18 protein-coding genes are annotated in these 14,383 nt (G+C 39.8%); 16 read left to right on the forward strand and 2 right to left on the reverse strand.

What is annotated here, in order from left to right:
• Nucleotides 1-57: 57 nt before the first annotated feature.
• The 16 genes from PHC76_RS04510 (at nt 58) to PHC76_RS04585 (ending at nt 12,918) form a co-directional block, all read left to right on the forward strand.
• Complete coding sequence (locus tag PHC76_RS04510; protein WP_299972001.1) at nt 58-1,731, forward strand: FtsK/SpoIIIE domain-containing protein; 1,674 nt, start codon at nt 58-60, stop codon at nt 1,729-1,731.
• Nucleotides 1,732-1,734: 3 nt separating this feature from the next.
• A complete protein-coding gene (locus PHC76_RS04515) occupies nt 1,735-2,688 on the forward strand; it encodes a hypothetical protein (RefSeq protein ID WP_299972003.1) in 954 nt (317 codons plus the stop codon).
• 15 nt (nt 2,689-2,703) lie between these two features.
• Nucleotides 2,704-3,654, forward strand: coding sequence for a toxin-antitoxin system YwqK family antitoxin (locus tag PHC76_RS04520; RefSeq protein ID WP_299972005.1), 951 nt, complete (start codon nt 2,704-2,706; stop codon nt 3,652-3,654).
• A complete protein-coding gene (locus tag PHC76_RS04525; RefSeq protein ID WP_299972007.1) occupies nt 3,632-3,799 on the forward strand; it encodes a hypothetical protein in 168 nt (55 codons plus the stop codon). The genes PHC76_RS04520 and PHC76_RS04525 overlap by 23 nt, the downstream gene beginning before the upstream one ends.
• A 71-nt stretch (nt 3,800-3,870) precedes the next feature.
• A complete protein-coding gene (locus PHC76_RS04530; protein WP_300209826.1) occupies nt 3,871-4,680 on the forward strand; it encodes a hypothetical protein in 810 nt (269 codons plus the stop codon).
• 160 nt (nt 4,681-4,840) lie between these two features.
• Complete coding sequence (locus PHC76_RS04535) at nt 4,841-5,596, forward strand: ankyrin repeat domain-containing protein (RefSeq protein WP_299975045.1); 756 nt, start codon at nt 4,841-4,843, stop codon at nt 5,594-5,596.
• A 96-nt stretch (nt 5,597-5,692) separates the two neighbouring features.
• The gene (locus PHC76_RS04540; RefSeq protein ID WP_299975043.1) at nt 5,693-6,130 is read left to right on the forward strand and encodes a DUF1566 domain-containing protein; all 438 of its coding nucleotides are present in this window, start codon (nt 5,693-5,695) and stop codon (nt 6,128-6,130) included.
• A 22-nt stretch (nt 6,131-6,152) separates the two neighbouring features.
• Nucleotides 6,153-6,563, forward strand: a complete 411-nt coding sequence (locus PHC76_RS04545; protein WP_299975040.1) for a hypothetical protein — start codon at nt 6,153-6,155, stop codon at nt 6,561-6,563.
• Between the two features lie 38 nt (nt 6,564-6,601).
• The gene (locus PHC76_RS04550) at nt 6,602-7,597 is read left to right on the forward strand and encodes a hypothetical protein (protein ID WP_299975037.1); all 996 of its coding nucleotides are present in this window, start codon (nt 6,602-6,604) and stop codon (nt 7,595-7,597) included.
• A 45-nt stretch (nt 7,598-7,642) separates the two neighbouring features.
• Nucleotides 7,643-8,047: a hypothetical protein gene (locus PHC76_RS04555; RefSeq protein WP_299975034.1), complete on the forward strand. Its 405-nt coding sequence runs from the start codon at nt 7,643-7,645 to the stop codon at nt 8,045-8,047.
• A gap of 58 nt (nt 8,048-8,105) precedes the next feature.
• Nucleotides 8,106-8,585 carry a hypothetical protein gene (locus PHC76_RS04560; RefSeq protein WP_299975031.1) on the forward strand — a complete coding sequence of 160 codons (480 nt, stop codon included), beginning with the start codon at nt 8,106-8,108 and terminating at the stop codon, nt 8,583-8,585.
• Between the two features lie 8 nt (nt 8,586-8,593).
• The gene (locus PHC76_RS14920) at nt 8,594-10,054 is read left to right on the forward strand and encodes a YqiA/YcfP family alpha/beta fold hydrolase (RefSeq protein WP_366519976.1); all 1,461 of its coding nucleotides are present in this window, start codon (nt 8,594-8,596) and stop codon (nt 10,052-10,054) included.
• 61 nt (nt 10,055-10,115) lie between these two features.
• Entirely contained in the window at nt 10,116-10,424 is a 309-nt protein-coding gene (locus tag PHC76_RS04570) for a hypothetical protein (protein WP_299975029.1), read from the forward strand.
• Entirely contained in the window at nt 10,414-11,040 is a 627-nt protein-coding gene (locus PHC76_RS04575) for a hypothetical protein (RefSeq protein ID WP_299975026.1), read from the forward strand. Before PHC76_RS04570 ends, PHC76_RS04575 begins: the two co-directional genes overlap by 11 nt.
• An 86-nt stretch (nt 11,041-11,126) precedes the next feature.
• A complete protein-coding gene (locus PHC76_RS04580; protein WP_299975024.1) occupies nt 11,127-12,152 on the forward strand; it encodes a GSU2403 family nucleotidyltransferase fold protein in 1,026 nt (341 codons plus the stop codon).
• A gap of 34 nt (nt 12,153-12,186) precedes the next feature.
• Nucleotides 12,187-12,918, forward strand: coding sequence for a metallophosphoesterase (locus PHC76_RS04585; RefSeq protein ID WP_299975021.1), 732 nt, complete (start codon nt 12,187-12,189; stop codon nt 12,916-12,918).
• Here the strand turns inward: PHC76_RS04585 and PHC76_RS04590 are convergent.
• Nucleotides 12,899-13,474 (reverse strand): 3'-5' exoribonuclease, encoded by a 576-nt coding sequence (locus PHC76_RS04590; protein WP_299975018.1) that lies wholly within the window; start codon nt 13,472-13,474, stop codon nt 12,899-12,901. The two genes, PHC76_RS04585 and PHC76_RS04590, sit on opposite strands and share 20 nt — an antisense overlap.
• A 333-nt stretch (nt 13,475-13,807) precedes the next feature.
• Complete coding sequence (locus tag PHC76_RS04595; protein ID WP_299975016.1) at nt 13,808-14,284, reverse strand: hypothetical protein; 477 nt, start codon at nt 14,282-14,284, stop codon at nt 13,808-13,810.
• Nucleotides 14,285-14,383: the final 99 nt, after the last annotated feature.

The following is a 14,383-nucleotide window of genomic DNA, read 5'->3' on the forward strand; positions in this document are numbered from 1 at the left end:
CTTTGAGAGGGCGATAGCCCGACTTTGATTTTTAAAGTTTAATTTTTGAGAGGTAATATGAAAAAAGAGATAATAATAGGGAAATTTAAAGATTTTGATGAAAATGCTGTTGTTGGATTTGATTTTGACAAGTCGCTGATAGCGGTGTATGAAGGCCAGAATTTTCAAGCTTCTGCCACTGTTTTGGAAAATATTGTATTGCAACTTGTGACATCATTGCCACCATTTGGGACGAAAATTACACTGTACGAAAATATGCCAAGCCATAGTTTTTCTTATCTTAAGATTTTGTGCAACGATCAAAACAACATCGGTAAACAGTTGTTCACCCCAAATGAAATCAATCATTTTTTAGGAGAAATTAATACAGAAATCGCAAAAAGATATGCTCAATTTGCAAATGTAAACGTCAAAACTATAGAACAAAACAATCAAACAGCTAGAATTCCACTCCCTTATCATTTTATTGTTATCTCTGATTTGACTTCTTTGGTCAATCAAAATGGACAAATGATACAAATTCTTAGAAATATCTTTGAAACAGGAGCAAATGCAGGTGTGTTTATGATACTCAATCACGACCATGGCAGTGCAAACAGGCTTAATCTCAATGAACAGAGTCAAAAAAACTTTTATACCCTTTTGAGTGATGTCGTTTCAAATCTGCAGGGATTTAATTTTTTGGCAAATGTTATCCCTTTTAACAATCATCCAGAATATCAAAAATTTATCCTGAAGTATGGGTATAAGCCAGTCTTTAAAGATGGTTTTGCCAAAACTTTAAAAGATAATATTTTAGAACAAATAAAAGTCAACGAAGAAAAAGCTCCAAATAAAGACTTTATCAAGACAAAATTTGGCGAGTCTGGTGGTAGAGATATATTTTTTGCGATGGGTGCAGCAACTCATACATATCATGCAATGATTTCAGGGACAAACGGAAGCGGTAAAACATCTATGGTACAAAATCTACTTTGTACCATTTGCGAAAATTATTCACCAAAGGATATAAATTTGCTTTTGCTTGATTTTGGAGGGGCTACATTTCATCCATATCAGGGTATCGCTCATATCCCGTATGTGTTTTATGAACCATCAGATACAGAAAAAGCAAAACGAACTTTAGAATATATCGGCTACGAACTGGAGAGAAGAAAAAAACTTTTTGTTGCTGCAGGGATTAAACACGGCATTACAGTAGATAGTTTGGATAAATATAAAAAATACGAACAAAAATCTTTACCTCGACTTATTATTATCATAGATGAATTTGGTACATTGATGGAAAAAAGAGAATTGATTAATTATACAGAAAAGAATATCAATCTAATAGCACGGGAAGGGAGAAAACATGGTATGCATTTGGTTCTTATCACCCAAAGCTTTCGTACGGTTGCCATTCCAGCTGATGTCAAAGGCAATGCAAGTATGCGGTTAGCTTTGAGAGCAAATACTTCAAACGATGCCACAGCTATACTTGACCAAGGAAACGATATGGCATACAATATTAGAAATTTTCAAGCCGTTCTAAACAATGACGGTGGAAGAAGTCATGCAAATATCATTGTGGATTTAGATTTCATAGATGAGGAATATCTCATAGAAAGACAAAAAAATCTTAAGACAAAATACAAAAAAGAGGTATTATCAGAGGTAGAACATTATTTAAATAATGCAGATGCTTCCATAAATCCTTCAAATACTTACACCTCACAAAATAGCTGGAGATGATAGATGCCTAATAATTCATTTTATAAAATATATAGTGGGGATTATTCAAAAGATGGATATGAAAAAGGGGTAGAAGATGCAAAAAATCAAACTTCTAAAAATAAGTTTTCATTTTTCAAAGCGGTCAACCCTGTCAACTATGTTTGGAAATTTTCTGATTCTTATGATAGCTATATGAATAACTACGATACAGGTTATCTTGATGGCCAAAGGGTAACCAATGAGATATACAACGACACAAATCAAACAAAAGGAACAACAATGGCATTAAATAATATCAACAGCGGATTTAATACCCCTTCACCAAGCAATCAACCACCAAATATAAGCCAGCAAATACAGTTTGCGGAAGATTTATATCAGCTTTTTATGCAAGCCAAAAATGATATAAATGATGTAGGTGGAGAGTTGTACAATTTGCAAATACACGGTCAAAATATGATGATAGAAGAATATTACATTGAACTTGTAGAAAATCATATTGTACCAAGATTGGTGCAATTCAGAAATCTTATCGCAAATATAGAGTCTAATGATCTTGTCCAATTAAAAATAATCATTGATAATTTATATAATTTGCATCTAGGTGCAATTTCGGGAGCTACAGCATCGACTAAGTTTTACAACTATGCTTTGGGAAATATCACAGCAGGTATTCCGTCTATGAAAAATGCTATCTCAAACGGAAGCCTTAATGATTTTATGACACAAATAAGAATTATGCAAGATTGTAAAGCAGTGCTCGAAGGTGTACTTGACGCACTTGATAAACTAGGAAGGCATCTTTATGCAGGTGTGCAAACCCATGGTATAGGGATGTTTAAAGAGCATTTTAATCCATTTTTCAACAACTATGCTCAACCAAGACTAGAAGAACTCAAAGCACTCTATAATCGCATTAGCCAAGACGATATTCCTCTTGTAGAGAAAATGATAGCAAAACTGCAAAAAAGTTAAAACGTGGAAAGAGAGATGTCAGATTATTTAAACAAAATGAACGGTCAAAGCCCAGACCACGATATGTATCAAGTGGCAGAAGAAAGAGATGATATAGATGGTTATGAGGCTTATCTCGAAAAATATCCAAATGGGATGTGGGCAGAGGAAGCTAAAAGTATGAGACTGAAAGCTTTTATGAAGCTTTACGGATACGATGAGTATAGTGAAGAGATTAGAAGTGGCAAAGTACATGGGAATTTAAAATTATATCACGAAAATGGAATGCTAAAATCTGAAACTCCTTATGTTAATGATAGAAAACATGGGATTGCAAAAGAGTATTATAAAGACGGGGAGTTAGACCGTGAACTCCCTTGGGTGAACGGTAGGAAACAAGGAACAGAGAAATTGTATCTTGCTAGTAAAAAGTTATTCCGTGAAACACCTTGGGCGAACGGTAGGAAACAAGGAACCGAGAAACGGTATCAAATTAGTAATGGAAAGTTAGACCGTGAAATCCCTTGGGTGGATGGTAAAAGACAAGGGGTCGAAAAGCGATATAATGAAAATGGAATGCTAGAACGTGAAATCCCTTTAGTGAATAACCAAGAACAGGGGATCCAGAAATGGTATCATGAAAATGGAATGCTATACCGTGAAATCCCTTATATGGATTGTTGGAAACAAGGAATCAGAAAAGAGTATGATAAAAACGGGGTGCTAGAAGCTGAAACCACTTATGTTGATGATAAAAGACAAGGGATTCAAAAGGTGTATCATGATAACGGAACGCTAAAATATGAATGCCCTTTTATTAATGATAAAAAACATGGGATTTGGAAATCGTATTATGAAAATGGAAAGCTAGAATGTGAAACCCCTTATGTGGATGGTAAAGAACATGGGATTGAAAGAAATTATGATAAAAACGGAATGCTAAAATATACAATCAATTATGTGCATGGTAAAAATACAAGGGATTAAAAAAGAGTATCATAAAGATGGCACGTTATGGTATGAAACCCCTTATGTGGATGATAAACAACAAGGGATTGAAAAACATTATCATAAAGATGGAACGCCAGATCGTGAAGCTCCTTATGTGGATGGTAAAAGAAAATGGTTTTGAAAAGTATCTTTCTTGTTCCTACTCTCATGCGTGAGAGAATATTGTACTGCGTTAAGACAAAAGGATAGTAAATGTCAGATTATTTAAACAAAATGAACGGTCAAAGTCAAGATCATGATATGTATCAAGAGGCAGAGCAGCAAGGTAATTTAGAAGGCTATGAGACATATCTGAAAAAATATCCTAATGGGATGTGGGCGAAGGAAGCACGACAAAATATCAGCACTCTAAAAGCTAAAAAACAAAAAGAAAATGAAGAGTATGCAAGACAACAAAAGATATATCGACAACAAAAGGATAAAGAGGACAATGAGAAGCTTGTCTTTAGAATAGTTATTGTTGGAATAGTTGTGATATTGCTATATGCCTCAGGGATATTTACTACCAAAGAAGAAGCTTCGCCGGCAGTGGAAGAAGCACCAGCAGTAGACGCTGCTGCTGTATCAGAAGATGCTCCAGCAGCTGAATCAGAGACGCCAACAAACTTACAAGAGTATTGGCATGATGTTTCTGAATATGAGTGTACCAATGGTGGGGGAGAGATGATAGATGGTGTATGTATGGCAAATTGGGACAAGGCTGGTCAAATTTGCTCTTCACTTGGTGGTAGACTTCCAACTATCGATGAACTGAGAAATGTAGTTACAGAGTGTGGTGGAGTAGTAGGTGACCATGAAAACAACAAAAATAATCAAGCTTATCAATCTTGTTATAAAAATAAAGGATTTAGTAGCTCTGCAAGCTCTTATTTGTCGAGTTCACCGGGTGGTTTATTTTTAGGATCTAGCAATGCTTGGCATATGGATTTCCTCTATGGCAACGACATCGCCCATCATAAGAGTCTTAGCTATTTCGTTCGTTGTGTTCACTCTGGACAATGAGTAGCGTTTAGAAAAACGTACAGCATTTATATTTTTAAGTTCGAAATCGTCATAGATGTTATTTGACACTCCTTGAGGTATTGATAGGGCAATAGCCTGATTTGGATATTTAGGAGATTCTTATACGCAATTCAAAAAATAAACAAAAGGAAAAATCACCATGAAAAAAACCATACTCATACTCTCATTATTATCGGCTTCGTTGTTAGCGCAAAAATGCACGATCAATGCACCGATCGACGTTGAACAACTCCAGAGACTGAATAAACAGGGATGTATTAATGCCCCTATCGTTGAAAAGCGCACTTACCCCGATGCGCTAATGGCGGCTATAAAAGGAGATACTGGTTTGGATGCAGTGAGCTATGCGCTGGATCATCATGCGAAAATTACCGACCGTCATTGGGTTATAGCGGCAGACAGGGGTCAAGTTGAAGTAGTAAAACTATTTCTCAAAAAAAAGAAACTTCCAAAACTAGTACTTGGCAAGTGGACACTGCTCCAGTTGGCAGCACCTAAAGGAAATTATGAGATGATAAAACTCCTCATCGATGCAGGTGCCGATGTCAATGCAACCGTGAATAACGATCCCCCGCTAAATAGATTTGTCTCTGTAAGCGACAATGAAAATACCGAGGAGATCATACGCCTGCTCGTATCATCCGGTGCCGATGTGAATGCAAAAGTTGGCTGTGCTTGGTTCATGAGATATCCCCAAAAAGGTGACACTCAGTGCACTCCACTCACTACTGCCATAATGGAGCAAAAAGTTATCCCCGTAAAAGTACTATTAGAGCTGGGAGCCGATATTAATGCCAAAAACGATGCAGGAGAGACTCCGATGGATTTTTTTAATTTTTTAGAGGAATCTGCTGAGAAAGAGGAGATTAGAGAACTCCTCATGAAAAAGAATTAGGGTGCCAATCGCCTATAATTTCAGCACATAAAAGAACAAAATAAGATTGCATTTCAATCGTAAATCGATATAATCTAACGAAAAAAAGGAAAAATCATGAAAACACTTCTCAAAATATCTCTAGCAGTGATGATAACATCGTCAGCACTACAAGCAGCACCAAAATGGATAAACTCTCCACAAAAAAACTGCACTTTAAATGGCGGTGAGATAAGCACAAATGGAGTATGTAAGGCAAATTGGAAGGATGCAACTGCAATATGTGCATCTCTTGAAGCAAAACTCCCAACTATCGAACAGCTCGTAGATGTAGAAGTAAACTGTGGTGCATCGTTACATGACAATGAAGATAATCAAGCTTACCAATCTTGCTATAAAAAGAAGGGGTTTAGTTCTTGGAGCTATTACTGGTCAAGTTCACCATATGCTGCAGATTCTAATTTAGTTTTGCGGGTTTACTTCAAGGATGGCGATGTCTATGCACATTCTAAGGAGTTAAGTGGTTATTTTCGGTGCGTGCGAAGCGGACAGTAACTTAAAACCAAAAGGAAGAAAAATGAAAAAATCACTCTTATCCCTAATGTGTTTTATCTCAATACTTAACGCACAAAGCATCCTAGACAAATGTGACCTAAACAACAACGGCGTGATCGATTCGGCACAACTCTATGATCTCAAAACAAAAGAGCACTACATCACGGCCGATCTCAAAATCATAGAATTCATCGCCAAAGAGAAAAAATGCGCAACCGAGTATCTCATCACCCACAAAGAAGAGAGCGAAAAAGTTATCAAGTTTTTAGCCATGCTAGACACCCAAGAAGCGACAAAAGCGATAGCAGATGAGATCAAAAAAACGGAAGAGGCGTTGGCAAAAGAACAAGATGTCTCGAAAAAAGAGAAACTGCTGATGAGGATAGATATTCTAAAATCGATGTTAGAAAATTTGGAAAAACAACACGCGTAAGAGAGTTGCGGTAAAACTGATTAGAGGAGAAGCCTATCATGACATACACGAATTTTAAACCCTTGTTCTACCCCATCACGGTGATTACGATGATCTATAGCTATTTTTTATACCTTGTATCACCTGAGATAAACGCTATGATGCAATACGACTCTACCTATCACTATCTTTACAAGCACCTTATTGCTATGGTGGTGGGAATAGTGATTTGGATACTGTTGAGCTCTAAAGAGCAATGGTTTGATCGTGTTGGTGCGGGGCTTTTGATAGGTTCATTGATAGTATATGCGCTTATGTCGATTGCACCCGTTTCGATGGTTCCCTACTTCGATGGAAAACAGGTGCTTTTGAATCTGGGGATTGTGTCGATCGCTCCGGCGTATTACTATGCGGTAGGGATGATATGGCTGATCTCGTGGGCGGATCGAAACGGTTATAACATCACCAAAGTGACGTTCAGTGTTATGGTGCTCAACGCCTTAATATTGCTCTATTATCGAGACCTCTCGATGCTGGCGGTATTGGAGGCAGTGTGTGTTGCGATACTGATAGGACGTAATGGTCTGAACACAGTCACGATTGGAGCGATTGTCGCGCTGATAGTGGGTGCAGGGTTTCTCATCATTACTTCAGAGCATTATATGAATCAGCTAGGTCTGATGATTTCACACATCGGGAGCGTTCGATTGCCCGATGGCATGTATCGAGCCTATGGTGCGGAGACGTTTGGGATGATTATATCCGAGATTGGGTGGATTGGCTTTTTGGTTTTGATCGGTGCGTATGGGTGGCTGATGTATCGGATAAATGCACTGGGGGATTCTCTCTTTATCAAAGGAACGGTGTGGTTTGTTGGGATAACGGTGATCGTCAACCTCATGTATACGTTTACACTCTTTCCCGCTGTATCTACGAGACCGTTTTTAGCCGGGTTAGGACATTCGCAAATTATCGCATTTTTTGTGATGTTAGGGATGAATTTTATGGCTAGAAAAAACAGTATAATTTTTGTTAACAGAAAAGATGTGAAATAAAGGAGAAAAAATATGAAAACATTACTAAAGCTAGCGGCAGCTACATTGATACTCACAAGCGTTGCGCAAGCCGCACCCAAATGGATAACGGTATCAAAAGCTGATTGTATCGATAATGGCGGAGAGATGAAAAATGGCGTATGTTCCGCAAACTGGCAAGATGCAGGGGGGATTTGTTCAGCTATCGGTGCATCACTTCCAACCATTGGACAGCTCAAGGGAGTGATCAAAAATTGTGGTGGAGTAGTAGGTGATGATAATAACGCCAATAAACAAACTTATCAATCATGCTACAAAAAAAGAGGATTCTTACCCAGCAATAATCGGTATTGGTCGTCTTATGCTGATGTTGCCGGCGATGCGTGGTATGTCGACTTCTACGACGGTGTCGACCTCGCCAACGCTAAGAACTATAGTTATTATGTTCGGTGTGTGCGGGGTGGACAATGACTTTGAGAGGGCGAATGCCCGACTTTGATTTTTTACGATAAATAGGGTGGATAGGTTGATGAAAAAAATAGTTGCTATATTAGCTCTACCGTTATTTTTAATCGCCTCCGAACCAGCCTACCTAACCGAAGAAAACAGCGACTACGCGTTCACCTCCCAAGAAGCTACCGCTTTCTCTGCCGTCGGATTTCGGATCAGCGGCGGAGCCATCGGGGTGAATGCTCTCGGCGGATGGGCGGATGGGGAGTATATCCTTCGCGAAGCCAACATCGAGCCGACCAATGTCCCCAATACGTTCGTCGCCGATTTGGTGTTTGCCAAGAAAAAAGGCTCATTCAGCTACTCGCACACCGAAAAGATCGGTATCCTCTATGACGGATATAAACTCTGGGTTAAATACCGTGATCGAGTTTACCGATACAGCGTCCCCGCACCCCTGCAATCCATCGAAAAAGAGCACAACCGCATCACCACCCAGACCAAAGCTCCAGTTCTCGATGTCGTTATCGAGAATATGAAACTACGATTTGAATTTTAGGAGAGAACATGATCATCTACATCCACGGATTTGGCGGAAGCGGGGAGGGGAGCAAGGCTAAAGCTTTTCGGGAATATTTCAAAAGTATCGATGAGCCTTTTATCGCCCCGTCGCTTTCATACGTTCCTGAGCTCGCAATCAGGACGCTTGAGGAGATGATAGAGTCTTATCACGGGGATCTCTGCTTGATCGGGTCCTCTTTGGGTGGGTACTATACGATGTATTTGGCTCAAAAGTACAATCTCAAAGCCGTTCTTATCAACCCAGCTATCCATCCGGATCAAACACTCCGAAGATCGTTGGGCAATGCACCAAACTATTATGATGAGAGCTATTACAACTGGAATGATACACATTTAGCAATGTTGCAAACCTATAAAACGCAAATCGCCTATCAAAAGAATTTCAAACTGCTCCTCCAAATGGGAGATGAACTGTTAAATTACAACGAGGCATTGAATTATTTGCCAAATGCCTATAAAACTGTAGAAAAAGGTGGAAGTCACAGTTTTGAGGGGATAGAGAGGCATTTTGAAAGTATAAGAGAGTTCTTCGCCGTCGGTAATTATTTCAAGCACACCATGAAAGTCAAAGGTGTTGGGTTTAAACTATCCGAGTTGGCAAACCGAACAGGCGATCTCTATTATGATTCGCTATCGAGTTTTTTAACCTATCTCTCATGGAAATTAGATAAAGACGCCCAAGCAGATCGGGAGAGGGGAAGAAAAAAATTGGCTCTCTTGTTGCATGAGACAGCGCAACAGATCAAAAAAAGTTCTGGAACAATGCGAGATGCCTTTAATATTGTAAAACCGCATATCTATAAGTGGGAAATAGATCATGGTTCTAATAGAAACGGACTCCATTTTGAGAGCAAAATATTAGATACGCCTGATCGAGCACAATGTCAAATATGGGTAAGCGATATTCATATAACCAATCTGGTCATTATAGATGAAATTAAAGAGGATGGGAGTATTTCGCGACCTACTTCAGACTCCTACTGGGGGATACTTGATTTTAAAGGCAATGAGGTCAATTACCGACGAAACAATTTTGTCGATGATAGACTATTTACTCTATTTGATGAAGAAGACAAACAAAGACTCGATAAATTTATCCCTATGTTAAATGAGCATATCAACTCCCTTGAAATCAACCAGAAGTTTACTTACGTCAAAGGATATAGCGAGGAAGAAGACGATGTAGAGATGAATTTTATGCACTTTAGAGAAACCTATATCCAAAACGGATGGAAAGAAACGATTCTTGGTTCTACCGGCGAGCGGCAATGGACACATGTAATATTGAGAATTTCCAAGGATAATAAACTGTTTCAGTATACAACATATGCCAATATGCTTGGGGATTTTGTAGTGGCAAAGTACAATAACGATTGCAAAGATTTCATTGAAAATGTGCTATTTAAAGCATTGCTGGGAGATAAATCGCATGATAAAATCAGATGAGCGTTCTATCGAAGAGATATATACCGACCCAAACACCTCAAAATAGAGAAAACTGGAGATAATGGGTGATGAAATTTACGAACAGTTCGGTAATCGTTCCCGTTGGGACAATGTGAGTTATGATGATGAAGCCACAAGATACGAAGTAGCAGAATATACGCACTATCTTCAAAGTTTTTTGTCTAATACGACCAAAAAGGAAGAAAACTATATCGACTATCTGAAGTGCTATCTATCAGTATTATCCGATGGGCTGTTTTACGGTGAAGTGATTCCTGATGAGAATGAATTCATAAAGAAAAAATGTAATGAAGCCGGTCTCGATAATGTTTTTGAAAAATATTACAAGGAGGCTTGTGATGCCTCTTGATGAAAAACTGCAAGAACATCTCAATGATCTCGAAATTAAACGCCTGAAACAAATAGAGCACCTTCGATCACTGAATAAAAAAGAGCAAAAAGAATACATCAGCACCATGGTTGCCCGCTACATCTATGCAAATTGTGAACATGGTGTAGAAGAAATCCCTTTTGCATGGTTTTCCAAAGAATACAACGAGTTGGACAATGACTTACTCGAAGAGCTTTTCATCCATGCCCAGACCATCTTCGCTCTCTATAAAATCATCAAAAATGATCGCTTTTTGGTCTTTTACGGACGAACGGGAGAAAATCACACTGATAAAGTCCAACTCGTGATGGATAAAAGCCATCCGAAGTACCTCAAAACCTTCAAAGCGCTCAATCGACTAAATGAGTATGTTTATGTGAAGTATGGATTGAGTCTTTCCCGACAGAGAATTGAGCATGATACCTACTGCAATATGACTAGCTCTGAGGGATTAGAAAATCATACCAAAGTGGGGATAGAATACATTTCGCATGTGCTGAATACCAAAGATCTTCTCAATCTGAACAAATCGATCGACCCAAAAATAGAAGAGTATATGCGATCAATCTATGAGGGGGAAGGGTGTATTGTCTAAATCTTAATTAATCCTTCGATTGTAGTCGGATTTGATTTTTTGGATTATTTAGCTACAATCCAAGGAATAATTAATAAAGGGACGAAATGGAGTACCTGCTCAGCGAATACACCGCTTCTCAGCGTAAGCAGTTGATCAACACCAAACAACTCTACGAGCACTACATTCGTCAAAAGAACCGTTATTACCGCGATTTCAATCTCAGTATGTTTTGGAAAAAATCGGGTGGGAATGAGTATCTCACCAAACAAAACTCCATCACCAAAAAAACCTCCTCACTTGGGGTACGTACTACCGAGACCGAAAAGATCCATTCCGATTTCATTTCCCACAAAGATGCCCTCAAAACTGAACTTTCCGAACTCGAAGCACGAATGGAGAAGATGCGCAAACTCAACAAGATCGAACTGCTCGGTCGCGCCCCCGCTTCATTGATCCGTATCTATCGCAAGATCAACGAATTGGGGCTCAACTCCAAAATCATCCTAATCGGTACCAATGCCCTCTATGCGTATGAATCCCATTGCGGTGTCTTCGTCGCTGAAGAGCAGCTCGCCACAGATGACATCGACCTTCTCAACAAAAAATCCAAAGAGCTCTCCCTCGTCTTTACCGAAGTGCTCCCCGGAGGAAAACTCAGCGAACTGCTCAAACTCATCGATCCCAGTTTCGTCCAAGACAGCGACATCCCTTACCGCTTTCGCAACAAAGAGGGGATGCTTATCGAGCTCATCAGCCCCATCAGCCAAAAGATGAGTTTTCAGACCTACCGTGAAGACCCGCTCTTTACCGACATCATCGATTTGGAGATGGAGGGGATGCAGTGGTTGGAAAACTCTCGCATTTTCGAGAGCATGGTGATCGACGAAACGGGAGCGTTTGCCATCATACCGACGATCCATCCCCTCGAATTTGCCGTCTATAAACACTGGCTCTCCTCACGCCATGACCGTGAGATTCTCAAAAAACAGCGAGATTTCGAACAATCCCGCCTCGTGACTCAGCTCATACGTGACTATATGGTCGATATCGATACCGATGCAGAACTCGTATCGATGAAACATTTCAACCGTGATGCGATCAATGCGTATCGTCTGGAGATGAAGCGATGAATGACTGGAACATACAATTTGGTATAGGTGCAAAATGAGTCATCATTACGTTATCGGGGATGTTCACGGGTCTTATGACGCGCTGATGGAACTTGTCTCCCTATTGCCTCAGGATGCACGTCTCATCTTCGTCGGCGATCTGATCGATAGAGGCGCCAAAAGTGCGGAAGTAGTCCGCTTCGTTCGTGAAAACAATCATCTGTGCGTTATGGGTAACCACGAAGAGGCGATGATCACGCAAGGGTTTGTCCTGATGCGCTGTTTCGAGATGGATGAGGATTTACCGACACATAGTATGTGGTACAGTAACGGCGGTGTCTGGACGCTCCGATCTTACGGCATTGTCAAACTTGAAAACGGAAAACCGGTAAAAGCTGATGATTTTGCCGAGGGGCTGAAGCAGTTCAAAGACGATATGAAATGGATGGAAAAACTCCCCCTCTATCTCGAACTACCTATTGAGCATCCATCCGAAAAACCGGTCGTCGTCTCTCACGCCCCTATCGCTACCGCATGGGCAATGCGCAAGATTGATTCGATGTACGGAACCTTCGCCCGCCTCGCCACAACCTGCCGCCGTGATCCCGATCATAGCGATGCACCGATTTTCAATATCTTCGGTCACACCCCGATGCAAAACGGCCCGAGAGTGAGAGAGCATTTTGTGAACATCGACACGGGTTGTTATATGGCGGAAGAGGGATATAACAGCCTCAGTGCCTACTGTATCGAAACGGGTGAAGTGATTAGTGTGAAGGGGAGCTAGACTCGTTGAACTTTTTCATGTTGATGAACAGATGCCCCTGCATTCTAGCATCATCAACCGCTTTATGCGTCAGGGTAAGATCGTCGAACCATTCTGCAGGATAGTGCTCTTTTCCACTTTGCAAATACCCCTTTTTATACATTGCCATCGCATAGCTTCGGATATCGATTCCATTATGACCGAAAGGTGATTCTCCCTTAAAACGGTTCAAATACCAAAACACCCACATAAAATCAAACGCTACCGGATAGGCGACAAAGAGTATTTTCCCTTTTGATTTTAGATCGATCAGCCATTCATAATATCGATCCATAGCTATCTGAGGGTGAACAGGATCAATACGGGTTTCATTGTAGGCATCAATGTTTTCCTGCCACCATTGCATCGTTTTTTCATTGGGCTGAGAGCCTTCTAGGTCTTCACAGTTAATTTCGAACGATCCGATTTCATTGCCATCTTCATCAAATGCTACACTCGCAAGGCTAAGCATCGAATGAATACCGGGTATAGGCCCATTGGTCTCGACATCGGTACTGATATAAATCTCTTTTTTCATTTTTATTCCAATTTATTCAATGGATAGAGTGTAGAAATGGTATCATAAAATCTGCATTTAATCGGTGTATATACTCAAAAGAGATAGACAGATTTTTCAATATAATTTATCTTAGGTTATCTAGTTACAGAAGATTACCACACTAAGATCGACACTGCTGGAATATTCATCCACATTGACGCTTATCTTGTTTTCGATATTTCTGCTGCAAGTGACTCCTCCAAAGCGTGTCACGTAAAGAATTAAAATAACGGGGTTGCCTCCGTTAATTGCTCATCTTTCCTTCTACTTTTTTACAATTGTGACACTTCATTTTTTGATTTACGCTGAGCATCATTCGCGTTTTTTTTGTTTCGCTGCTTTCAGCAAACTTTTATCGACGTAATTCATCTCCATTTCGAAGCTCAAATGAGGTGCGACGAGTTGAATTTCCGTATTGCCGTTAGTTAATTTGGCAGAGGTGTCACCGACAAACGGAATGGTCGAAGAGACCAGTTTATATTTACTTTTCATCTGACCAAAAAGGTATTGAAATTTTCCCTTTGGAAAGGTGGTAAAGACTCCCATCAACTTTCCGCTTTTATCATAAATCACTCGTGCCGATTGCATTCCTTCAATTCCTAATTCACTCGGGTCAAGATCATATACATCGCCTTGACTAATATTATTGATTCCAATAAACTTGGAATTATATTTTTCTTTCATCATACCGATTGTTGATGTGCCAATTTCTAAACCAAACGGTGAAGGGTCGGCATGGATAAATGTAGTTGTGAGTAGCATAGCTGCTAGGATAGTTTTTAATTTCATGAAGTCTCCTTTTTTTATCTTCGTGGTTGGTTGTAATAAGTATGATCTTTTCGAATTGATTCGACAATACGTTGTTGTTCATCTTGACTTAATTGGTAC

The sequence above is a fragment of the Sulfuricurvum sp. genome (assembly GCF_028710345.1).
GTDB lineage: Bacteria > Campylobacterota > Campylobacteria > Campylobacterales > Sulfurimonadaceae > Sulfuricurvum.